Origin of the sequence: Roseibium sp. (assembly GCF_039982295.1) — a bacterium.
GTDB lineage: Bacteria > Pseudomonadota > Alphaproteobacteria > Rhizobiales > Stappiaceae > Roseibium.
In genome coordinates, this window is sequence record NZ_JBDWYP010000016.1 from 1 (window position 1) to 22865 (window position 22865).

22 protein-coding genes and 1 pseudogene are annotated in these 22865 nt (G+C 56.3%); 17 read left to right on the forward strand and 6 right to left on the reverse strand.

Annotated features, from left to right (window positions below; all coding sequences use genetic code 11):
* Positions 1–46: 46 nt before the first annotated feature.
* Positions 47–1228, reverse strand: coding sequence for a glutamine-hydrolyzing carbamoyl-phosphate synthase small subunit (carA, locus tag ABJZ52_RS02665; RefSeq protein ID WP_348191638.1), 1182 nt, complete (start codon positions 1226–1228; stop codon positions 47–49).
* 243 nt (positions 1229–1471) lie between these two features.
* On the opposite strand from carA, the gene ABJZ52_RS02670 reads away from it, so the two are divergent.
* From ABJZ52_RS02670 to ABJZ52_RS02710, 9 genes are all read left to right on the forward strand, one after another.
* Positions 1472–1936 (forward strand): GatB/YqeY domain-containing protein, encoded by a 465-nt coding sequence (locus ABJZ52_RS02670; protein WP_348191635.1) that lies wholly within the window; start codon positions 1472–1474, stop codon positions 1934–1936.
* Between the two features lie 233 nt (positions 1937–2169).
* Positions 2170–4167 carry a DNA primase gene (gene dnaG / locus ABJZ52_RS02675; RefSeq protein WP_348191632.1) on the forward strand — a complete coding sequence of 666 codons (1998 nt, stop codon included), beginning with the start codon at positions 2170–2172 and terminating at the stop codon, positions 4165–4167.
* Positions 4168–4600: 433 nt separating this feature from the next.
* Complete coding sequence (rpoD, locus tag ABJZ52_RS02680) at positions 4601–6604, forward strand: RNA polymerase sigma factor RpoD (protein ID WP_348191629.1); 2004 nt, start codon at positions 4601–4603, stop codon at positions 6602–6604.
* A 137-nt stretch (positions 6605–6741) separates the two neighbouring features.
* On the forward strand, positions 6742–7986 hold the full coding sequence (locus tag ABJZ52_RS02685; RefSeq protein WP_348191626.1) for a DUF930 domain-containing protein: 1245 nt from the start codon (positions 6742–6744) through the stop codon (positions 7984–7986).
* Between the two features lie 152 nt (positions 7987–8138).
* The gene (locus ABJZ52_RS02690) at positions 8139–8528 is read left to right on the forward strand and encodes a DoxX family protein (RefSeq protein ID WP_348191623.1); all 390 of its coding nucleotides are present in this window, start codon (positions 8139–8141) and stop codon (positions 8526–8528) included.
* Between the two features lie 157 nt (positions 8529–8685).
* Positions 8686–9018 carry a metalloregulator ArsR/SmtB family transcription factor gene (locus ABJZ52_RS02695; RefSeq protein ID WP_348191620.1) on the forward strand — a complete coding sequence of 111 codons (333 nt, stop codon included), beginning with the start codon at positions 8686–8688 and terminating at the stop codon, positions 9016–9018.
* Positions 9015–10100: a permease gene (locus tag ABJZ52_RS02700; RefSeq protein ID WP_348191617.1), complete on the forward strand. Its 1086-nt coding sequence runs from the start codon at positions 9015–9017 to the stop codon at positions 10098–10100. Before ABJZ52_RS02695 ends, ABJZ52_RS02700 begins: the two co-directional genes overlap by 4 nt.
* Positions 10101–10114: 14 nt before the next feature.
* Positions 10115–10981, forward strand: coding sequence for a transglutaminase-like domain-containing protein (locus tag ABJZ52_RS02705; RefSeq protein ID WP_348191614.1), 867 nt, complete (start codon positions 10115–10117; stop codon positions 10979–10981).
* An 83-nt stretch (positions 10982–11064) separates the two neighbouring features.
* Complete coding sequence (locus ABJZ52_RS02710) at positions 11065–11475, forward strand: ketosteroid isomerase-related protein (RefSeq protein ID WP_348191752.1); 411 nt, start codon at positions 11065–11067, stop codon at positions 11473–11475.
* A gap of 2 nt (positions 11476–11477) precedes the next feature.
* Here the strand turns inward: ABJZ52_RS02710 and ABJZ52_RS02715 are convergent, their stop codons facing one another.
* Positions 11478–12134 carry a dimethylsulfonioproprionate lyase family protein gene (locus tag ABJZ52_RS02715; protein WP_348191611.1) on the reverse strand — a complete coding sequence of 219 codons (657 nt, stop codon included), beginning with the start codon at positions 12132–12134 and terminating at the stop codon, positions 11478–11480.
* Between the two features lie 180 nt (positions 12135–12314).
* Between ABJZ52_RS02715 and ABJZ52_RS02720 the strand changes: the two genes are divergently transcribed.
* From ABJZ52_RS02720 to ABJZ52_RS02735, 4 genes and pseudogenes are all read left to right on the forward strand, one after another.
* Positions 12315–13412: an FAD-dependent oxidoreductase gene (locus tag ABJZ52_RS02720; protein ID WP_348191608.1), complete on the forward strand. Its 1098-nt coding sequence runs from the start codon at positions 12315–12317 to the stop codon at positions 13410–13412.
* Positions 13391–13789, forward strand: a complete 399-nt coding sequence (locus ABJZ52_RS02725; protein WP_348191605.1) for a hypothetical protein — start codon at positions 13391–13393, stop codon at positions 13787–13789. The genes ABJZ52_RS02720 and ABJZ52_RS02725 overlap by 22 nt, the downstream gene beginning before the upstream one ends.
* A 491-nt stretch (positions 13790–14280) precedes the next feature.
* Positions 14281–14574 (forward strand): annotated as a pseudogene (locus ABJZ52_RS02730) (abortive phage resistance protein); the annotation flags it as partial.
* 34 nt (positions 14575–14608) lie between these two features.
* Positions 14609–14773: an abortive infection family protein gene (locus ABJZ52_RS02735; RefSeq protein WP_348207945.1), complete on the forward strand. Its 165-nt coding sequence runs from the start codon at positions 14609–14611 to the stop codon at positions 14771–14773.
* Between the two features lie 1563 nt (positions 14774–16336).
* Here the strand turns inward: ABJZ52_RS02735 and ABJZ52_RS02740 are convergent.
* Positions 16337–17458 carry a hypothetical protein gene (locus ABJZ52_RS02740; RefSeq protein ID WP_348191600.1) on the reverse strand — a complete coding sequence of 374 codons (1122 nt, stop codon included), beginning with the start codon at positions 17456–17458 and terminating at the stop codon, positions 16337–16339.
* A 131-nt stretch (positions 17459–17589) separates the two neighbouring features.
* Here ABJZ52_RS02740 and ABJZ52_RS02745 point away from each other — a divergent pair, with 131 nt between their 5' ends.
* Positions 17590–18051, forward strand: coding sequence for an NUDIX domain-containing protein (locus ABJZ52_RS02745; protein WP_348191598.1), 462 nt, complete (start codon positions 17590–17592; stop codon positions 18049–18051).
* 794 nt (positions 18052–18845) lie between these two features.
* Entirely contained in the window at positions 18846–19664 is an 819-nt protein-coding gene (locus ABJZ52_RS02750) for a class I SAM-dependent methyltransferase (RefSeq protein ID WP_348191595.1), read from the forward strand.
* 168 nt (positions 19665–19832) lie between these two features.
* On the opposite strand, the gene ABJZ52_RS02755 is transcribed toward ABJZ52_RS02750, so the two are convergent.
* From ABJZ52_RS02755 to ABJZ52_RS02765, 3 genes are all read right to left on the reverse strand, one after another.
* Positions 19833–20336 carry a GrpB family protein gene (locus ABJZ52_RS02755; RefSeq protein WP_348191593.1) on the reverse strand — a complete coding sequence of 168 codons (504 nt, stop codon included), beginning with the start codon at positions 20334–20336 and terminating at the stop codon, positions 19833–19835.
* Positions 20337–20581: 245 nt separating this feature from the next.
* Complete coding sequence (locus ABJZ52_RS02760) at positions 20582–21079, reverse strand: GNAT family N-acetyltransferase (protein WP_348191590.1); 498 nt, start codon at positions 21077–21079, stop codon at positions 20582–20584.
* Positions 21080–21330: 251 nt separating this feature from the next.
* A complete protein-coding gene (locus tag ABJZ52_RS02765) occupies positions 21331–21618 on the reverse strand; it encodes a hypothetical protein (protein WP_348191587.1) in 288 nt (95 codons plus the stop codon).
* 237 nt (positions 21619–21855) lie between these two features.
* Between ABJZ52_RS02765 and radC the strand changes: the two genes are divergently transcribed.
* Positions 21856–22578, forward strand: a complete 723-nt coding sequence (radC, locus tag ABJZ52_RS02770; RefSeq protein WP_348191584.1) for a DNA repair protein RadC — start codon at positions 21856–21858, stop codon at positions 22576–22578.
* Positions 22575–22841 (forward strand): hypothetical protein, encoded by a 267-nt coding sequence (locus ABJZ52_RS02775; protein ID WP_348191581.1) that lies wholly within the window; start codon positions 22575–22577, stop codon positions 22839–22841. Before radC ends, ABJZ52_RS02775 begins: the two co-directional genes overlap by 4 nt.
* Positions 22842–22865 lie beyond the last annotated feature (24 nt).

The window sequence follows — 22865 nt, forward strand, 5'->3', positions numbered from 1 at the left end:
GTGAGGCCGGGCTTTTTCGTTTTCAGGCGCTCGGCTGCGACGTGTTTCAGGCGGCCTTGGCATCGCGCATGTAGTCGGTGAAGCGCTTGAAGAGATAGTTGCTGTCCCGCGGGCCAGGCGATGCTTCCGGGTGGTACTGCACCGAAAAGACGGGCTTTCCTTTCAGCTTCAGGCCGCAGTTGGAGCCGTCGAACAGCGACACATGGGTTTCTTCCACGGTGTCGGGCAGGCTCTCGGTGTCTACTGCAAAGCCATGGTTCATGGACGTTATCTCGACCTTGCCCGTGGTGTGGTCATGCACCGGGTGGTTTGCACCATGGTGCCCCTGGTGCATCTTGACGGTCTTGCCGCCAAGGGCCAGGGCCAGGATCTGGTGGCCGAGGCAAATGCCAAAGGTCGGAATGCCTGCATCGATGACGGTCTTGATTGCCGTGGTGGCATATTCGCCTGTTGCTGCCGGGTCTCCGGGGCCGTTTGACAAGAACAGTCCGTCAGGTTTGTGAGACAGGATTTCCTCGGCCGTTGCGTTCGCCGGAAGAACGGTGACATTGCAGCCGGCCTCCGTGAGCAGGCGGAGGATGTTCCGCTTCACGCCAAAATCGAGTGCAACAACGTTGAACTCGGACTGTCCGGCGGCGCCATATCCTGCGTCCCACTTCCAGGGCGTTTCGGACCAATCGTGTGCCTTGGCGGCGGTCACGTCCTTTGCAAGGTCCATGCCTTCAAGCCCGGGCCATGCGGCTGCCTTTTTCTTCAGGGCCTCGACGTCGAAGGTGCCGTCCGGCGAATAGGCGATGACCGCGTGCGGCATGCCCTTTTCCCGGATAAGCGCAGTTAGAGCACGAGTGTCTACACCCGAAATGCCGATCAGACCGCGGTCCTTGAGCCATTGGTCGAGGTGCCGCGCCGAACGATAGTTCGACGGGTCGGTGACGCTGGCGCTCAGAACGCAGCCGCGAATGCCCGTCTGCGATGACATGTCCACCGTTTCGACATCTTCGTCATTGGCGCCGACGTTGCCGATGTGTGGAAATGTGAAAGTGATGATCTGGCCCGCGTAGGACGGATCCGTCAGGATCTCCTGATAGCCGGTAATTGCGGTGTTGAAGCAAACTTCGCCGACCGCTTCACCGGTGGCTCCAAGGCCTTCACCCTCGATGACACTTCCATCGGCGAGTACAAGGAGGGCGGTCGCAGGTTTCATCGCCCATGCGTCGGCAGTCGTCATGTCTTGTTTCCAGGTGTTGTTGGTGACATCATGCGCTGCAGGTAAGGCTAGAGCGCGCGGGGATCAATCCCGACAGAATGCCGTCTGCATTAAGCGCCGGACTCTATGGGAAGCAGGTGCAATCGTCAACATTGATGACCTGAAAATAAACCCTTACTATTCAATGGCTTGCTTGTCTGTGGGTTGCGGGCTCGATGAATGCGAACTATTGTCCGGCGATTGTACCGGGCCGGGGTTTGAACTATGCGCGAATTGATTGGAACTGCCCTGAAGGAGGCGCAGGCGTCGGGAGACAAGCGTCGCCTGGCGACCTTGCGACTTGTGCAGGCGGCCATAAAAGACCGGGATGCAAGTGCTCGCGAGAACGGCCGGGATGGCGTCGCCGAAGCCGATGTGCTCGACATTTTGCAAAAGATGGTTCGGCAGCGCGATGTTTCCGCTCGCGAATTTGAAGAAGACGGACAGCTTGAGCTGGCCGAGCAAGAGCGCACTGAAGCCCAGATCATTCGCGAATTTCTTCCGGTGCAGATCGGTGGAGAAGAAATGATGGCTTTGTGCGAAGAGACCGTGAAGGATATCGATGCCCAGGGCTTGCGCGATATCGGCCGCTGCATGTCCGAGCTGAAAGCCCGATACCCGGGCAAGATGGACTTTGTTCAGGCGTCCTGTCTGGTCAAGGGACTTCTTCGAAGTGAAAGCAAAGACTGACGGCTTGACCATCTTTTCAGGTGAGATGGGCTGACGACTTTATCCAACGTTTGAGATAGCAAGAGACTGCTGAGAACTGGCGCGAATGAACGGCAGTGGATATGAGCGTTGGTTCCCTGTTATTGTAACTGACTGGCGCAGTTTGATGCGCTCATGCTCAGGCGCTCATCGTGAGACGTCTGGGATGTGTTCCTTGAACCCAAAGGCCCGGAATTGGGCCGTCCGGCAACTTGATGCGTTTCGACAACCGCCTTCTCGATGAAATTAGAGCCCGCCTGACCCTGTCCGATCTGGTCGGGCGCAAGGTGACGTGGGATCGCCGCAAGACCCAGCCGGGCAAAGGGGACTATTGGGCCTGCTGTCCGTTTCATCAGGAGAAAAGCCCGAGTTTTCACGTTGATGACCGGCGCAACCGCTACAAGTGCTTTGGCTGCGGTGCCTCTGGCGATCACTTCCGCTTCGTCACGGAAACGGAGGGCCTGAGCTTTCCCGAAGCCGTGGAACGCTTGGCCGAACAGGCAGGGGTGCCTTTGCCGGCTCCCGATCCCCAAGCGGCGCGGCGGGAACAAAAGCGCTCCAGTTTGGCCGATGTCTGCGAAATGGCCGCCCGGTTCTTCCAGGGCGAATATGCCGGTCCGCGCGGAGTGCAAGCGCGCACCTACACTCAAAAGCGCGGGCTCTCTGCAGAAACGCTGGCTGACTTCCGATTTGGATTTGCACCTGAAAGCCGGGATGCCCTCAAGAAGTATCTTGCCGAAAAAGGCGTGTCTGAAGGTGCGATGATCGAAGCGGGCCTCGTGATCAAGCCCGAAGACGGCCGACCTTGCTATGATCGGTTCCGCGGTCGGCTGATGATCCCGATTCAGGATGATCGCGGCCGGGTCGTCGCCTTTGGTGGACGTACTCTCAACCCGGAAGGTCAGCCGAAATATCTCAACTCGCCGGAGACGCCGCTCTTTCACAAGGGAGTCATGCTGTTTAACGCGCATCGAGCGCGTGAGCCTGCCTTCAAGTCTGGTCAGGCCGTGGTCGTTGAAGGCTATCTTGATGCGATTGCCTTGTGGCAGGCGGGCGTTCGTCACGTCGTGGCGACGCTCGGAACAGCTTTCACCGAAGACCAGGTAATGCGGCTTTGGAAGTTTGCGAATGAGCCGGTCGTTTGCTTCGACGGCGATGCCGCTGGTGTGTCTGCGGCCCACCGTGCGATCGACCGGATCTTCCCGGTGCTCAAGAGCGGCTTTTCCTTCCAGTTTTGCTTCCTGCCGGACGGCATGGACCCTGATGACCTGATCAAGCAGAAAGGGCTTGAGGGTTTCGAGAGTGAGATCTCCTCGGCGCAGGCGCTGTCGGAAGTCGTTTGGGATCGGGAAATCTCGGTTGCCCGGCTGGATACGCCGGAGCGCAAAGCGGCTCTCGAGAAACGTTTTGAAGACCTCATCGGAACCATCCGGGACGAACGTGTTCGGCGGCGCTATCAGCTGGATCTGAAGTTCAGGCTTTCGAACCTGTTTTTCCAGCAAGCCCGGCGCGGTGGTCAGCAAAAGGGCGGTTACGGCGGCAAGGGGCGGGAACAGGGTGACGCCCTGCCAATTGGTCGACCGGCCCGAATTTCGGCGCCTGATAGCCCGATGTACGGGACAGAGCGGCTCATCTGCGGGCTCTGCGTCCGCTACCCCCTGCTGCTCGACCGGCATCTCGAGCGCATTTCCAGTGCGCTGTTTTCCGAGCAGCTTCACGGGCGTTTTCGCGATGCGCTCTGCCGTCTGGTTGACAACCTCGATGATACTCCGGCATCCGAGCTCGTGCGCTCGTTCGATGAGCCTTTGCATCAGCTCTTGTCAGAGGTGATCGAGGAGACAGCCATGCCCGGCGAGACGCGGCAAAAGGCAGGCAGTTTTTCGGCGTTGATCCAGCGCTTCCCCTTGCTGAAGGCCGATCCGCCGGAGGACTTCATCGAGGCGGTCTTCATCCATTTTCTGGATGTGCTCGAGCTGAGGGCTCTCGAGACCGAGCTGGAGACGGAAATGCAGTCGGCCGAGGCCGACCTTGACGAAGAGACCTGGATGAGGGTTCAGGCGTTGACCCGCGATCTTGGCCGGCGGCGAGAAGAATGCGCCCGGGATGAGGCCGACCTCGCTGAGAGGGCGAAAAAAATCAAGGTTACATCCTCAGTCGCTGTGGCGCAGAAAGCGGATCTTCCGACGCCCGAGGCTCTTGCTGCCGGTCAGTAGAGCTTCTTTAGGCGGTGAATTTAACGAAAGCTGCAAGTTTTTGATGCTTTTCCATTGACCGAGGCCGAATCACACTTGCGAATCACAAACGTCGAGCTAAATAGAGGTTCTGTAGCGCAAATACGCCACGGACGGGCCGTTGAGCCCCCGGCGAATAGTCTCATTCGACGCTGCATATCCATACGATCAATCTCGCAGGGAATGCTTGGCATTTCTACGAGGAGGGAGCCGTGCAAGCGAGCGCAGCAAATTTCGGACGCTGCGTGAAATTTTTCACGGTTAATCGGGACTTAAGGGACACAGCTTACAACCCGAATCGATGATTGCCCGTCTTGCGGCTGCGCGGCTGACATGCTTGCGCGCCGGGGGCGGTCCGGGTGTAGGAAATTCAGGCGCGGCGCGGCCCCACGGGACCGCGATTCTGGAGCGAAATATGGTAGCCAAGGCGACACAAGCAGACGACACGCAAGAGAACCCAGCAGAGGGCCCGGACGGTCCATTGCTCGACCTGTCGGATGCCGCCGTCAAAAAGATGATCAAGGCCGCGAAAAAACGCGGCTATGTGACTTATGACGAGTTGAATGAAGTTCTGCCCTCGGAAAAGGTAGCCTCCGAACAGATCGAAGACATCATGTCCATGTTGTCTGACATGGGCATCAACGTCATTGAGGCGGAAGAGGCTGAAGAGAATGCCTCGGAAGAGGCCGAGGGTGGCGGTGATCTGGTTGCCGTGAGTTCCGGCGCCGTGGCCAAGACAACCACGACCAAGGAACCTGCTGACCGAACCGATGATCCGGTTCGCATGTACCTTCGCGAAATGGGGTCGGTCGAGCTTCTTTCGCGTGAGGGCGAAATCGCGATCGCCAAGCGTATCGAGGCTGGCCGCGAGGCCATGATCGCAGGGCTTTGCGAAAGCCCGCTGACCTTCCAGGCGATCATCATCTGGCGTGACGAGCTGAACGAAGCCAAGGTTCTGCTGCGCGACATCATCGATCTTGAAGCGACCTATGCGGGTCCGGACGCCAAGAATGGCCCGACGGGCGACAATGACGACGAGGAAGATTCCGAAGCCAAACCGGCAGGGGAAGAATCCAAGAGCGGCGCAGAGGGTGAAGACCAGACGGATGGCGAAAGCGAAGAGGACGATGACGACGACGAATTCGAGTCCAACGTTTCCTTGTCCGCTATGGAAGCCGAGCTGAAGCCTACGGTTCTGGAGACCTTCGACCGCGTTGCCGACAGCTACAAGAAGCTACGCCGTCTGCAGGACCAGCTGGTTGAAAACAAGCTTGCCAACAAGACCCTGTCCCCGTCCCAGGAGCGTCGCTACAAGAAGCTCAAGGACGAGATCATCGTTGATGTGAAGAGCCTGTCGCTGAACCAGAATCGTATCGATGCTCTGGTTGCCCAGCTCTACGACATCAACAAGCGCTTGATGGGCTATGAAGGCCGTCTTCTGCGTCTGGCCGACAGCTACAACGTCGACCGGACTGACTTCCTGAAGCAGTATCAGGGCGCGGAACTTGACCCGAACTGGCTGCGCAAGGTCGCCAATCTTTCCACACGGGGATGGAAAAACTTCATCGCCAAGGAGAAGGAAACGGTTCGTGAGCTGCGGCAGGAAATCCAGACGCTGGCAACGGAAACCGGCCTGGAGATCATTGAATTCCGCCGCATCGTTTCCATGGTACAGAAGGGTGAGCGAGAAGCGCGCATCGCCAAGAAGGAAATGGTCGAGGCCAACCTGCGTCTCGTGATTTCCATCGCCAAGAAGTACACCAACCGTGGCTTGCAGTTCCTCGACCTTATTCAGGAAGGCAACATCGGCCTGATGAAGGCGGTCGACAAGTTCGAATACCGCCGCGGCTACAAGTTCTCGACCTATGCGACCTGGTGGATCCGTCAGGCGATCACCCGTTCGATTGCCGACCAGGCCCGCACGATCCGTATTCCGGTGCATATGATTGAAACGATCAACAAGATCGTTCGTACGTCTCGCCAGATGCTGCATGAGATCGGCCGCGAACCGACCCCGGAAGAGCTGGCTGAAAAGCTGCAGATGCCGTTGGAGAAGGTCCGCAAGGTTCTGAAAATCGCCAAGGAGCCGATCTCTCTCGAAACGCCGATTGGCGACGAGGAGGATTCACATCTCGGCGACTTCATCGAGGACAAGAATGCTGTCCTGCCGATCGATGCGGCTATCCAGTCGAACCTGCGTGAGACGACGACCCGCGTTCTGGCATCGCTCACGCCGCGCGAGGAGCGTGTCCTTCGCATGCGTTTCGGCATCGGCATGAACACGGACCACACGCTTGAAGAAGTCGGACAGCAGTTCTCGGTTACTCGTGAACGTATTCGCCAGATTGAAGCCAAGGCACTGCGCAAGCTCAAGCACCCGAGCCGGTCGCGCAAGCTACGCTCGTTCCTCGATAGCTGACGGGTCTTTTGTCACGCGATCCTGATCATCAAGACCCGGCGGCAACGCCGGGTTTTTTGTCGGCAAATGCCGACGGGCAGGCGAAGGAGAAGTCTTCTTCGTCTACCGCCACGCCTTTGCCTGGCGTGAAAAGAACTGTGCTGACAGATCGGCGGGCCGGTCTCAGTCTTTTTGGTCTGGGTCTTCTGCTTTCCCTATTGCTGCACTTCGTGCTGGCGGTTGTCCTTATCGGCGGGGTGAAACTGCCTGAAGTTGCCACAGATCCCGAGCAACCGACGATCCAGGTCGAGCTGGTCCCGCCGCCTGAGCCCGAAATCCCCGAGCCGGAAGTTCCGGAAACTGAAGAACCTGAGCCGGAAACGCCCGATGAGCCGGAGCCCGAACCTGAGGAACAGGAACCGGCTGCAGAAGAGCCGCCGCCTCCGCCTGAGCCTGCCCCAGAGCCGGAAGAGTCTGCCGAAAGCGAAACTGAACCGGCACCAGCTCCGCTTGAGGTGTTGCAGCCGGTTGTTGAGTTCGGCGATGAAGACAGCAGTTCCGGTGAAGCTCAGGATGGTGATGCTGCCGAGGAGCCGGAAGAGTCTGCCGATGAACTTTCCGAAGAGCTGACCCTAGAGGAACAGGCAATTCAGGAAGCATTGGACGAGGAAGCTGACGCTGCCGGGGAGCCGGATGCAGAGCTCACGCCGGAAGCGGATCCGGTTACGGAGCTGGAGCCCGAACTTGAGGAGGCTGACGAGGAAGCTGCCACGGACGCCTTGGATGCCGAAAGCGAGACAGAGGCAGAAGAAGTGCCTGAGGCCGATGAAGGCCAGGAGGAGCAGGCCGAGACCGAAGTCGAGGGTGATCCCGGGCCTGACCCGGGACCGGAACTTGCGCCTGACGCGGAGCCGGAGGACTTCGGTACGGTCGGCCGGATCGTGTCGTCCGCAACCCCGAATCGAAAGCCCGCCGCCCCGCCTGCACGCAGCACGAGCAACGCTGCTGCTGGCAATCGCGGCACAGGGGCTGGGCGCGTTGGGACACGTCCGGTCAGGCGGCTCTTGTCCGACGGTCTCCTGAACAATGGACGCACGCGCACCGCCATGGCGGGCATGTCACGCGCACAGCGGATGGATCTGTTGTGCATGACCGAGCTGCGCGCTCAGCTTCGAGCAGACAATCCTGCGCGTCCTCCCGAAGCCCTGCCGTCGTTCCGCCAGCCTGCTGGCAATGTTCTGGAGCCTGGCCTCGCCGCATTTCGTGCCGCAGGGCAATGGTATGATCTTGCGTTTCGTTGCGAGGTAGATGACAGGGCGACACGTGTCCTGAATTTCAGGTATGGCATCGGTCGTGCCGTCCCGCGTTCTGAATGGCAACAGCGCGGGTTCCCGAATTTCTAGAGCCCGGTCGGGCTCGCAATCTCGTGTCTCCAAAGCGAAAACATGATGATTGCGGCATGTCCGCGCCAACTTCCTCTTGGCGTGAAACTGCGGCAAGTGCATAGGGTGATCCTGGACGCGCAACATCTTTCGATTTGAAAGGACGTATCAAGATGACATTGCTCAAGCCCTTTACACCCTATCTGCTAAGTGCCTTGAGGATTGCGTCAGGCTTGCTGTTTCTGCAGCATGGCGCAACGAAATACCTCAGCCTTCCCAAGACCGGAATGTCGGGCGTCGATCCCATGACGCTGGGCGGTGCAGCGGGGCTGATCGAGCTGGTTTGCGGTGCCTTGGTTGTGGTGGGACTGTTCACGCGCCCTGCGGCGTTCCTGGCGTCGGGCACGATGGCGGCCGCCTATTTTCTGGTTCACGCGCCACAGAGCCTTTACCCAATCATCAATGGTGGTGAGCTGGCAGCGCTCTACTCCTTTGTCTTTGTTTATCTGGCAGCTGCTGGCGGCGGGCCGATCAGCATCGACCGGATGGTCGGACGCGGCTGAAGCTCGCCGAACATTTGTCTTTTGATCTGGATTGGAGAGGCGGTCGTGTGACCGCCTCTTTTTTTGTTTTCGCATCAGGCGCGAAACTGCCCGCTTGACCATCACATTAAAACTATATAACTAGAAATATAGTTATATAAGCTTGTCGGGTTTGCTGATGGATATCGAAGAAGCAAGTCAGGGCTTTGCAGCCCTTGGTTCTGAAGCGCGGCTGGAGGTCCTGCTGACGCTGGTCAAGGCCGGCCAAGCAGGGCTTACGGTGGGTGACATCCAGAGCCGAACCAATATGGCCGCCTCGACCCTGGCTCATCATCTGAAGTTTTTGGCGTCTGCCGGTCTGATCGTTCAGGAAAAAGCCGGCCGTGCCGTGATCAACCGAGCGGCCTTTGACCATCTCGAGAGCCTGGCTGGATACATCATGAAGGAATGCTGCGCCGACGAGCAGTGCACGCCCGACGGCTGTGCCTCCAACAAGGAGAGTGAAACATGACCGATACCGAGTTTTCTCCAACAAACTCCGGCTGCTGCACACCCAAGGAAACGAGTTGCTGCAGTGGCAAGAAATCCGGTTTCGACTGGAAGCCCTGGGTGCTGACGCCGTGGTCGATTGTTGTGGCCGTGCCGCTTCTGGTTCTTGTGCTCGATCCCGAGCGCACAGTTGAAGTGATCTCCTTCGCGCTTCGGGCTTTCGCCGGGACACTGCCCTATATCGCCTTTGCCGTTCTGCTGATCGCCTGGCTTAAGGCTGCTGGTGCGGAAGGTCATATCTCCAGGGCGTTCGAGGGACGCGAATGGCAGGCGATCGTGATGGCGGCGCTCTTTGGCGGGTTGGCGCCGTTCTGCTCCTGCGAAGTCATCCCCTTTATCGCCGGCTTGCTGGCCGTTGGTGCGCCGCTTTCGGCGATCATGGCATTCTGGCTCTCGTCACCCTTGATCGATCCGCCGACGCTTTTGATTACAGCTGGGGCGTTGGGCTGGTCCTTTGCCATCGGCAAGGCGGTCATCGCGGTGAGCCTCGGTCTCTTCGGGGGAGTTGCGGTCGCCTTGGCCATGCGAAGCGGGATGTTTGCTTCGCCTGTTCGCATCGGCTCTGCCGCATCGGGAAGCTGCTGCGGTGCTTCCAAGGCGACGGGCAAGCCGGTCTGGCGCGTCTGGAAAGACAATGAGCGCACCACGCAGTTCTGGTCGGAACTCAAGACAAACGCGCTGTTCCTCGCCAAATGGCTTGCGCTGGCCTATGTGCTTGAAGCGCTGCTGGTGACTTATGTTCCCGCGAGCCTGATTGCCGGGGTGGTTGGAGGCGAAGGTATCGTGCCGATCGTGATCGCTGCCTTTGTCGGGATGCCAGCCTATCTCAACAGCTATGTGGCCCCGCCACTTTTGTCAGGCCTGATTGATCAGGGCATGAGCAATGGCGCTGCCATGTCCTTCATGATTGCAGGTGCCGTGAGTTCGATCCCTGCCATGGCCGCTGTCTGGTCGCTGGTTCGGCCTCAGGTCTTTGCGACTTATCTAGGTCTTGGTCTCTTCGGAGCCATTGCGTCTGGTCTCATGTTTCAGATGATCGTTTGAGGAAAGTCGATTTAATGTCTCTGGTTATTGTTGAAGTCATTGTGAAATCCGCTGAGCATGGCGGGAGAAAGCTGCTCGCTCCCGTCGGCATGCCAACGCCTCATCAGACGGTGTTGCACTTCTCGGTCGAAGGCGGACAGTTTGACCTGACCGGCGAGACCACGTCAGGTCAGATGGCGGCCCTTATCACGCCGGAAGGTGCGGGTGATGATGTCAAACTGGTCTATCACTTCGCCGATGCGGAAGGGGTGTATCCGGAGAGCGTGTTTCAGCCGCGCGAAATCTGTTTTACCAGGGCGGCGGACGCTCTGGTGACAGATGCCCAGCAGATTGCAAAACGGGCAGTCGATGGCCACGCAGCAATTGCGGCGATCGTTGCTCATACCTCGGAAAAGTTCAGCTACGGGCACGTGGATTTGCGTTTCAATGAAGGCAAGGACATTGTTCCACACCTTGGCTGCGGGCTCACCAAGGGCTCCTGCGTTGACATCAACACCTATCTGATCGCTTCCCTTCGGTCTGCAGGCCTCGAGGCTGGCTATATCACCGGGTACTTCTTCCCGCAGGAGAAGAGCGGGCGTTGTTCGGACATGCATTGCTGGGTCGTGACACGCCACAATGGTGTGGTGCGGGAGTGGGATATTGCCCATCACAAGAAGATGGGCAAGGAGGACATATGCTGTGGGCTTAATCCAAAACCTGGCAGTCGTGTGGCGCTGGCCCATTCCATGGGGCTGGATTTTCCCGAGATCGGCCTCCTTGAGGAAAAGCTGATCGCTGAGCCGGTGGTACTCTCCGATGACGGCACCATCGGGCTGGATGATTTGGAGATTGGAATGAGACTCGCGGGGACTAAGCGGCGTTTTCCGCTTTCAGGCTGATATGTGTCGGCATCCGGGGTGTTGCGTGAGACATGGACCGATCTATTGTGACACAGAGTTTCCCCGTCAATATGGTTGCCCCAATGTCGAACCCGACCACCTTAGCCCTGATCAAGTCCTATTATGCCGCCTTCAATGCCGGTGATACCGGGCAGATGCTGTCTATGGTGAGCGATGACATCGCTCATGACGTGAACCAGGGTCGTCGCCGCTCCGGCAAAGCGCTTTTTGCCGAGTTCAACGCGCATATGACGCGTTGCTACAAGGAAGAGCTGACCGACATCGTTGTCTTCGCCGATGAGACTGGAACGCGCGCGGCGGCTGAGTTCACTGTCAACGGCACATATCTCTCGACCGACGAGGGTCTGCCGGAGGCCCGCGGCCAAACATATCGTCTGCCCGCCGGCACCTTCTTTGACGTTAGAGATGGTAAGATCTCCAGAATCACCACCTACTACAATCTCGAAGACTGGGTTGCCCAGGTGAATGCCTGAACCTATTTGCGTTGGCGGCTGAAGACCATTTTCTGTGTGGTCAAGACTTCCGGCGATCCGGTCCAGGCGTAGGACAGGAGCGCTGGCTCAGTCTTCGAGACCGTGATCCGGTGCATGTGATGTGGCGGGTTGAAGATCATGGAGCCCGGTGCGTAGACGCCCTGATGGTTCTCCGAAACCGCGCCTGACAGACAGATGTAGCTCTCCGAGATCCCGTTATGAGCGTGCGCCGGATAAGTGCAGCCGGGTGCGAAGAGCACGAGGCCGAGGATCACCTGGTCGGTCAGCACCGGCCCGTTCGGACCGCAGATTTCCGCATAGGCATAGGTCTTCTCCAGCCCGCGCGGCACTTTTTCATAGCCGTATTGCCAGACCAAATGATCCTGAACAGCCTCAAGCGAGCGGATCAGCGGCGCGGTGCGCTCCAGCTTTCCCTCGTCGAGGGCGCGCCTCAGATGTGCGGTCACGGGTTTCTGGGCCGGGCTGTCAAAACGCACCTCGGCATTGCTCTTTGTGACCCGGCTGATGGCCTCTCGCACGGCACGCTGATGGCCTCGGATACGATCGCTGCCGCCTGAGGACAGGAAACGGTAAAGCTCGTAGTATTCCCGCAGGAGGTAGCCCCAATCGGGCAAGTCAGAGAGATGACGGTCCGACATCTTGTCTCCAGAAAATATCCTTGCCAGAAGGCACGTTTCAGCATCCTGCCAAAGCAGGTCGGATCGAATATAGATAACTGTTCCCGTGAGACAATTTGGAATGGCATTACGACTTGATTTGGCTTGCGCGCGACCTCCACAAGGTTAAGCTTCCCGCATAGAACCAGAGAAAGTCGTTTCATGAACATCATCGTCGTCGGGGCCGGGATTTCCGGCCTGTCCACCGCCTGGTCTCTGGCCAGAAAAGGTGTTGCCGTCACCTTGCTGGAACAGGGACCGATTCCCAATCCGCTCTCGGCATCCGGGGATCAACACCGGATCATCCGACGGGCCTATGGCGGGCAGGGCGGATATCAGCGACGCATGAGCGAGGCTTTTGAAGCCTGGGATGCCATGTGGGAAGACCTCGGCGAGTGCCATCTGGTGGACACCGGTTACATGCTTTTGTCGCAGGTGCCCGGAGATGAAGGCGAAGACTATCGTGACGGCTTGATCGCCGGTGGCTACGCCTTCGAGCAACTGAGCCCTGCGGAGACGGCGGCGCACTATCCCTTCATAGATGCCGAGACCATTCGCTTTGGCGCGGTCAGCCCTGAGGGGGGGGGGCTCTTGTGTCAGAAGATCGCCGCATCCTTGCGGGACTGGCTCAGGGCCAATGGGGCCGACGTGCAAGAAAACACCAAGGTTGCATCACTGGACACGGAAGCCGGGCGGGTTCTGCTGGAGACCGGCGAGGAACTGTTTGGCGACAAGGTGGTCGTGACGGCAGGTGCCTGGACGCTTCGCCTGCTACCCGACCTTGCCTCCTCGCTGACGACCTATCGCACGGCCGTTGCCTATCTGACGCCTCCGGCAGACCTGAAAGCAGCCTGGGAAAAGGCGCCCGTGATCCTTGATGTGGGGGGCAGTGTGGATGGATATGTGCTGCCGCCGGTGGCCGGAACAGGACTGAAGGTCGGTGCGGGCATCCACAAATACACGTGCGAACCGGACACCGACCGCAGCGCAAAGGCGGGGGAGGGGGAAAAGATCCGCAACTACTTCAGCCCGCCCTTTGCGCGGATCGAGGACTACGGCGTCGCCGACGTTGTGACCTGCGCCTACACCTTCACCGAAGACCGGCACTTCTTTGTGCGCGAGATTGGCCGCACCATCGCCGTGTCCGCCTGTTCGGGACATGGCTACAAGTTCGGTGCTGCGGTCGGTCAACAGATCGCGAGTGGACTGTTGAGTGGCGACGTCGATGCGTCAAGGCGTTGGCTGGAAGCGCGGGACTGAGCGAACCCGGCCGTTGCTGTGGTTCTCTGCTTGAAAGCCGGATCGGGACGGTGGAAGAAGAGCTGACCGGGTTGTCCGGCGCCAGCGTCGATACCTCCATCGTCATTCCAAACCGAGCGATCGTCTTTGGCGTCTCGACGCGGACATCAACCACCATAACCGGAGCAACCTCCTACGATTGCGGGATCTCTGGAGAGATATCCAAGTTCGGCGGATCGCTCGGGATCGCGGCAGGCTCCACCAATGCCGGGGTGATTGGGCCGCAGGCGTTCTATTCGGATACGGCGGTCAGGCTGACGGCCAATGGCGGGAGTTTTTCTGGCGGGGCCGTGAAGGTGGTGCTGCACTACTTCCTGCCGGTGGTGCCGCAGGAGTAAAAGAATTTATCTTAGTCCAGAGTAGACCTTGATATGGAAGATGATCAAAGCTCGCTTTGCCCTTCATTTCAGTCCCTCAGACCGTCAGCATTGTTCCGCTTAATTTCTGGCGTTAGGGTAGTGCGATCTCGATTTTCATCACCCTAAAGTTGCTATATTTTCGTCTTATATGCAAATCTCCCATGCTGACGAACTCATGAAATGGTTGGGTAGCGGCATTGCCCCAAGATGAAGAAATACCGTCCTCAATTCTCGAGCAGGCAACAATGCTTGAGGGTTTGTTAATCGCGCAGGCCACCGGCGGAATTGCAGATGATCAAATTTATCAGATTCTTCGCCGCAAATTTATGGCTGATCCCACCCTTTACGATCTGATTCCCGTGTTTGTGAGAACCTACCGGAACATGTCCGCTTTTTGGCCTTTCATTAAGCGGGAAGCAAAAACCTACGCTGAAAGACGGGAAATTATTGTTAAGGCATTCACGCCCCTCATGGACTACCTTGAGGGGCGCAACTCAGCTCCCAGTGACCAGATAGCATCTAACGCCCTGGAAACTTTTGATGTGGAGGGAGTTCATGCTGTGTGGAACAAGGCCATTGCCCGTCGCACAACAGATCCTGAAGGTGCGATCACGATAGCCCGGACCTTGCTCGAAACTGTGACCAAGCGCATCCTAGACGAATGCGGAGAATCCTACACAGATAAAGAAGACCTACCAAAACTATATTCTTATGTAGCAAAGATATTAAAACTAGCGCCAAGCCAACATACGGAAGAACCGATCAAGGCCATCCTGGGCGGTGCAACTAACCTTGTGAATGGTATCGGAACGCTGCGCAATCGCCTGTCCGAACTCTCACGGTCGCGGCGGCAAATTGCCTGTCAAACCATCTCCCCGTCATGCCAGCCTTGCGGTCAACACCGCGGGAGCAATTGCCACCTTCCTCGTAGAAACCTACCAAGAGAAGCAACAGAAATCATGAGACAGTCAGATGTCGATGAGGCGCTAGCAGTCCTATACCTGCGTTTGAATGGATACTTTACAACCGGATTGATTCTTCACTCGCCTATCCACGGACAAGCGACGACTGAATTGGATTGCGTTGCTATCCGTATGCCACATCATCAGCAGACTGATCGCGTTGTCTCTGATGCCCCTTTTCTTGAAATAAAACCAAGTTTGACTGACCTCATCATCTGCGAGGTCAAAAGCAACCCCGAATTGGTTAGCTTCAACCGCCCGCTCAAGGAAGAGCGGCAAACGGTAGAGGCACTTCTTCAGTGGACCGGAGTGCACTCAAAGGAAAACATTCCACATGTCGCCGGCAAGGTTCAACCACTCCTCCAAGACGACGCAAATCTCGAAGAAGTTAGATCAGGAGTTACCGATGAAGGCGTTCGCACTCGTGCATTGCTTTGTTGCCCAAGCAGCACCGCAAGCAACAGTGAGCGATGGCTATTAGATGGACTTGAGATACTTAGCTACGCAAATGAATGCTTCAATCCCGGAGTGCGTCGAGACACATGCTCAGTCCGCTACAACTTCCAGCAATGGAGTTATCCGCTAAATAGGATTGTCACATGGCTCAAGGACCAAGGCCGCAAAACACCTACGACAATCAATGAATTGTACGCGCATTTAGGTGTTGCTTAGCTCGCAGTGCCGCCATTGATTACCTACGTAACGAACGGTGACTTGCCGCATTGTTCATTGCTGCAACTGGCGATTTAACGGGGTTTGAAGGGCCTTCAAGCGCTGTTCAAAAAGCGCGATCGCATCGATCTTGAAGCTTGGAAACGGTTGGTAAAAGGGCTAATTTCACTGCCCAGCGTCGTCAAAACCACCCAAAAAAGTGAAAATTCCAGTTCGCCGTGTCAAACATTCCAGTTTTGGGTGGCGAGCTACAGCGAGTGTTGTTTGACACTCAGAATTGGAATTGACGGGAATAACCGGTGTAAGGTGGGATTTGGTGGAAAGACTCGCTGGTTCAAAGCCATAAGCGGATACAAATGATCTGAAATCTCGCTCCTCTTTGACACAAGTATCCATCTATCAAGTTTCCAAACGCCGTCGTACCTGACGATGCCTCTTAAATTTCAAGCGGCGTCAGAACAGCAATTTTCGCGGTTTTTATTAGCTTCCAAGCTCATCTCAAGCTGGGCTAGGCAAAATAAATCTAGCATTGCGCACATAGCGACGTGACCAAACGCTCCAGACGTGACGAAATCCGCGACTTTGTCCGCTCTGCCCCTTTCACCTCTGGTAGTTTCAACATGCAAGGTAAGGGGGAAGCCGACCTTCTTTGCGTTTTGAACAGATGGCCGCTTTGCGCCCTCATAATGGACGTAAGAGAGAAGTCCTCACGCACTTGAGAATTCACATTCACGACCCAAAAGACCTCATGCTTGTAGATTAAGCTGGCAAACTGACAGTTTTCGACCGCTGCGCTGTCAGAACTATGTGATTTCGACCAGCTTTTTTGCATTGTGGGGCGCTTAATCGGCTCTTCTAGGCAGCGTGTCTGATTAATCCAATAGGTCTTGTACTACGAGGGCGCTTCACTGTTTCCGGCTGATTCGACGACGGGGGACCTCTGCCACCATCCGGACGGAACTTCAGAAAACAGCTGGTCCAGATCGCCCTTAAGCCAATCTACTGTACCCGCGATAACGGCACTCTCGTCGGGAAGCTGGTCGTGTGATACCCAACCTCCACGCAAATCAGGAACCCTCCCGCCACCCCAGGATATGACTCGCGTATCGAAGTAGCGGCCAAACTGGTGGAGTAGTTCGTCCGTCCGTTGCGCGTACCGCTCGATCGCTTCAGGGCTGTGATGGTCGGGCCGTTCGTCGCTGAACGTCACGTCCGCACCCGCTTCCTCATAGCATCGAACGGGCCAACGCAGCTTGTTCAGCGTGACGTCCTCGAACCCTAGGCGTTCATGAACCTCGGCAACGATCTCCATTCGAAGGGGCATGAGCCGAAGCGTACTAAGATGCGGGCGGAGTGCCGGTAGCGAGTGCGTAACAACCTCATCGTACGCGAGCTGAAGGCGGCGATAGTAGGCGTCTAGCGCTCGACCAAGATAATTTTGGGCGTCGGGATTGTGGAAGCTCAGGTCATCAAGGTCGTCCCACCAACGTTCGAGTTCAGCAACGCCCTGTTTCTGGAGCGACCGTAGATCAGCAAGGAGATCATCGACAAGGAATGTCTGCCCCCGACCAAGCCCACGGCCGTTCACCAGCTTCCCAGCATGCTCCTTGAGGGTATTGAATGCTTGGTCGAACTGCAGTGGGTCTATTGGTAAGTCATACTCTCGTGCGAGGTGCCGAAGGCGGCCAAACGTGCGTTCCTCGGTCCACACGCGGCCGCCGAGCAGCGCGCGCTCGTCGATCAGTTCGTCGAGGGCCTTTCTGACGTGATCAACGGCAAGTACCCGCCCAGCTTCTGGCCCTAAGCCCATCTGGTTCAATGCATGGCCATACCTTCGTGGTGCAAGCGGTAAATCGCTAACGCTCGTGGAGAAAGAGGACTGCTCCGCTCTGAGCGCGTCATAGAACAGGTAGTTCACGTACCCCTGTTCGAAGGTAGCCATGACGCTGAGTTCCTGAACAGGGTGTCCGGCGATCTGAACCGCGCCGGGTTTGCCGGAGAGTAAAACTCCCACAAGATACCGGTTATGAATCAGAAGACGGTTGCCCCGAGATATTACAGCTGAGTTTCGTGAGCGTGGCGATCGGCATTTTCGAGATCACCGCTAGGTATTGTCGCAAGCTAGTATTTCGAGCGAGAACTATTATGCCTGAGATCCCAATAAGAGCGTTTCTTGCTTCTCTCGTCGCCATTCGGAAAACCGATGCGCGACATGAGGTGCTTTTGCTCAAAAGAACACAAACTTTGGCTGGCGAATGGTGTCAGGTGGCAGGGAGCATTGAAGATGGAGAAGCCGCTTGGCAGACCGCCCTTCGTGAACTTGCTGAAGAGACCGGTTTGGAGCCTAAGGCTTTGTATTCAGCCGATATTTGTGAGCAATTCTATGAGGCATATCGGGACAGCATAACCATAGCGCCGGTATTCGTCGGCTTCATCGACAAAAAAGCAGAAGTAGCCTTGAACCATGAACACAGCGACTTCCGCTGGGTGAGTTTTGATGAGGCTGTAGAAATGGTTGCCTTTGGAGGACAAAGGAGAGTGCTTCGCTGGATTGAGGACGAGTTCGTTAGGCGGGAACCGAGCAGGCACTTGCTGATTGAGCAATGATAGCTTTGACCCTTGCAATACAAGAAGGTGTGCAAATGCTATTGATTTCGTTTAGACTTAACTCCCCGTACCCATCTCAAAACTAGTTTTCCACATCTTTGATATCATTCATCAAATACGCTCGGCCCGCCCCCTCCAACTCGCAGGGGCAAACGGCGCCTCGAATGTTGCATAGTCCCATTGAGCAACACATACAGGCCCGACACTCGCCATCTCACACACCGGGCTGTAAAGAGCGTTGAACAGCTTTGGGAACCAGTCTCAGAAAACTGCTGCGTCAGCAAAAGCCTGCTGCATAGTCATACAGGCTCAATTATTCACAGTCATTTTTGGTGTGTGACTCCGGTCACATGTATCGAAATGCAATACTGACTAGATTGTTTCTGCCGGCATGAGATTGGTCGGTGAAACTTATGATCAACAATACCTTCGTGCAGTCTCCTGCTGTCCAACTGTTTCTGAACATCAGTTGTGGTCGATGTAAAACACCCTATGCCCCCGGGTGACGTCGATCGCGTGCAAGCTGTCAGTGTCAAGCGGCACTGACAGCTTGTCTTTAAGGAACGAAAAAACAGACCTGTCATGCCTGGGCGTTTGCATGAGTCGTTGAATTGGATCAGAGGCTGGGGGCGACCCCGGCGGGGTTCGGAGCAGCCCTGCGGCGGCGCGGCATGCTTGCCGTATCCGAGCGATTTCGTAGCCGGCGCTTCCGGCCCAAAGCGGACCTGTAACGTGACCGGAGGATAGTCTATATGGAATATCGAAAGATCATTCGTTCAATCTAGGCGTTCTGTATGGCTTCAATCTCTCAAAAAGAAATTACCGCGGCAAACCGGGCTGCTTGGAACGCATCGGCGCATTTGCACACAGAAGGTGAGCAATGGAAGCAGCTTCTTGAAAGCGCAGCTCGCCCAGGCTTCTCAGTTCTCGATCCAATTTTGACCTCCATTCTGGATGGGTTGGACCTGAAGGGGAAATCCGCTGTACAAATCGGCTGCAACAATGCTCGGGAGTTGATTTCGCTTGCTTCATTAGGCATCCGCCCTGAAATGGGGATCGATCAGGCGAGCGGTTTCCTTACCCAAGCCAAGCAGCTCGCTGATGCCGCCGAGCTGAATATCCGCCTACTCGAGGCGGACATCTATGACTTGCCTTTGGATGTCGGCCAGTTCGATCTCGCACTCGTTACTATCGGCGTTCTTAACTGGATGCCCGACCTCCAGGAGTTTTTTCGCGTTACTTCTGGGATGCTCGTACCTGGCGGAAGATTGGTCATCTATGAAACGCACCCGTTTCTTGAGGTTTTCGACCCAGCAAGCGCCACACCATTCGAGCCTGCTCTAAACTATTTCGAGCGCCGCCCCCAAGAGGTTACCGAAGCTATCTCATATGACGGCAAGGACCACGGTGAAGGAGAGAAGGGATACTGGTTCATTCATCCGCTCGGCGACATCGTTACCGCATGTGCCCAAGCAGGGCTTGCAGTAGCCGAACTGAGGGAATACGGGCACACTATTCGTGAACCGGAGTACGATCTTTACGAAGGTCGGGCCGCACAGATTCCGATGAGCTACTGTCTCGTATCTCAAAAGCTGACGAGAGCCAAAGATTGACCGCTGCCATTCGTGGCCAGCGCGGCATCGAACACTGTAGGCTGGATGCAGCCATGCTTAGCCGCTGAAGGTATACCGTATCCGATAACTACCTCGCTGACGTCGATTTCAGTCCAAAGCCATCCTTCATGTCTGGCGTAGTGAAGGTTCGGATCGACCCCATTGCGGTCATTTGCGACGGCAATAGTCAGCGAGTGCTCTTTCTACGAATGCGTTCTTGGCGTGCCGGTATCTGGTCATATCGCGACCTGCAAATTCCATTTTCAACTCGTTGTACGCTTGCAGAAGGTCCGGTGACGCCTTGAGTGCCGCAGCGAATTGGTGGAAGAAATCATGGGGGCCATCCTTCGCAACGAGCTGCACACCGAGATGCGGTTCTTTTTTTGAATCTTCAAACGCAGAGAATGTGGTTGTTCTGATTGAACCGAGGTTTCGTGGATATAATAGACCCAACGCCTGATCAGCCTCCTCGAATTTTTCAGTGCAAACACGAACGACGATATCTAAGTCTCCCTTGGTGAGGCAGCCTGGAACCGCTGTCGCTCCAATGTGGTGTATGTCGGCATGCGGCACGGCGTCAGCAACCAGTAACCGCACTTCATTGAACAAACGCTCCGCTCCAAGATACGCGTCTTGAGTATCGACCAGGTTGAATGCGGGTTCATCCCTCATCTGAGGTAGCCAATTCCTGTACAAGTTCTCTTTTTGAGGTACGCAGTCTACGCGCTTTCGATGCTACGCGAAGGGCCGCCTTGTATGAAACGCCAGCGCCTGGTGCCAGCTGTCTTCGCAATTGCAACGGATTGCAGCTTCGGTGGGCCATATCAGCAGGTGAATGACCGCTGAAGGCCTGAAGCGAAGTTGATCGGAAACGGTAGGCTTGCAGCATTGCCGCATGACGGCTCGAGGTCAAATTGTTATAGACGCAGCGTGAATAAATGATCGTTACGAGACTGTCCGTCGACCCTAACGCTGTCATAGTGAGTTGCCACGCGCTCGAAACCTTGCCTTTCGTAGAAGGCCATCGCGCGAAGATTTTCAGTGTCAACGAAGAGTTCGAGTTGGGCCAAACTGTTGCTCTTTGCTTCTTCTATTACACCTGCCAATAGCACCTTTGCGGCACCTGAGCCTTGGTAGCTTCGAGTAACAAAAAACGGCCCAATCACACCTCGGTGTTGGGTGCGAGACAGTTGTTGGGGGCGATAGCCACAGAATCCAACAAGCTTTCCCTCATTAAAGACACCACGGAAGCTGCCGCCGCCCAGAATCTCACGGCAACGGTCGCCGCTGGCGGCAGCCGTCTCTTCATAGGTCACGAGAAATCCCGAAGGAAAGTCGCGAGCACCTTCCAGCCTCAATTCCTGCCACGCTTCGGAGTCCTCAGGCGCAAGCACTCTATAGTCAAAATATTGCATTGGTGTCTCGGTAAGCTGAAGAGTTAGGTGTGATTATCACGGTGGGATACAGTCTTGGCCCTGAAGCATCAAGGGCCTCCCTTCAAGGCTGCAAAGTCCGCGTATTTGCCATTCGGCACGGACGCAGCCGAGGACCAGTTCCCGTCCTGTGTTAACCTTAGTGCAAAGCTCCGCGAATGGCTGCTTGAGGCCGCTGGGTTCAAGATCGCAAACGACAGACTGGCGCGCGCAAAGCGGAAAGACTGGCGACGCTAAACTCTCTGTCCGGGTTTGTGTCGTCTTTCCAACAGACAGACGATTTCCCTTTGGACACTGATCTCAAGCTCGTCGAATGCATCAAGCATTCTTTCCCGATGATCGGTGGCACTCACTTCGAGCTGTTCGATCCAGGCAATGCAATACTCGGCATCGCTGTAGTGCTCGTCCCGGATCGCATCCTTTGATTTCGACTGAAACACCGTGAGCTGGCGACGCATGAGGCAATAGCGTCGAAAGGCCTTCACAAAGTGCTCGTAGCTCTGCTCATCTTCAGTTGCCATATGCGTTCGCCGCGCCGATGAAATCTTCTCTCCTCCGGACTCGCCTCACATGGCTATGTGACCGGCGGCCAGATAATATTCTGCGCCATTCCGATTTTTATCGACTGCAAATGACGCATGTAACTGTACGGCAATTTTAAGTTGTACTTCTTAAAAATCTCGTCAATATACACTTAAAAGTAGAGCTAATTTCGAAGAGCCTTAGCGTTAGTTGCGGTATAATTTGGGGGGCGTCTGGTGTCGGATGAGGTTTGGAGACAGCACGCGACGGCAAATGAACTGCTGGCATTAGAGCATGATTTCAGTTCCAGGTTTGAACTTCAGCTCAGATGCCGAAAGTCAACCGCGAACGCCCTAACCGACCTCGACGTTCTAACCCTTCTCCTGGAACCCGCCTGCAGCTCGGACGGCGCCCATGCGATCGCTCGCCATCTTCTTCTGGCCTTTGGGTCCCTGCCGGGCGTCCTCAGCACGGCACGGCACAGACTTTTGCAAGTTGAGGGGGTCGACCAGCGTCTTGCAGACATACTTGTCATAGCGCGCCAGTGTGCCTTGCGATGCACCCGTGCCGAAGTATCCAACAGATGCGTGATCGAGTGTTGGACTGATCTTCTCACCTACCTCCAAACAGCGATGGGGAACCTGCGCCGCGAACAGTTCCGCGTCGTTTTTCTGAACAAGAGAAATGAAGTGATTGTCGACGAGGTTTTGCAGGAGGGAACCGTCGACCATACGCCGGTCTATCCCAGGGAGGTTATGCGACGCGCGCTCATGCATCACGCTTCAGCACTTATCCTCGTTCACAACCATCCGTCAGGCGACCCCACGCCGTCGCAAGCCGATATCTTGATGACACATAGACTTGTGGAGGCGGCAGAGGTCTTTGACATCTCGATCTATGACCACATCATCGTCGCTGAAGGGCTGTCGGTGTCTTTTAAAGGATTGGAATTGATATGAGCATTCCCGCCATTCGATACCAGCCCGCGCCCCGGTTGAGTTCTCTTCCTGGCTTTTGCGAAGAGAACCAGCCAAATGCAGAAGATCTGGATGTAGACGCCCGTCGTTCAGAAGTCCTGGTTCAAACGCTTTGGCTCAGGACAATGCGTCAAATGTCGTTTCGGGAGGTCGCGCGGGTCACGGGCACCACCGAGACCCTTGCCCGAAAACACATGGTCGAGGCACACAAGATCTTGGCCAAGCTTCCCCTGAACGATCATTGAGTTTCGACGGAACGGCCCGGCGTG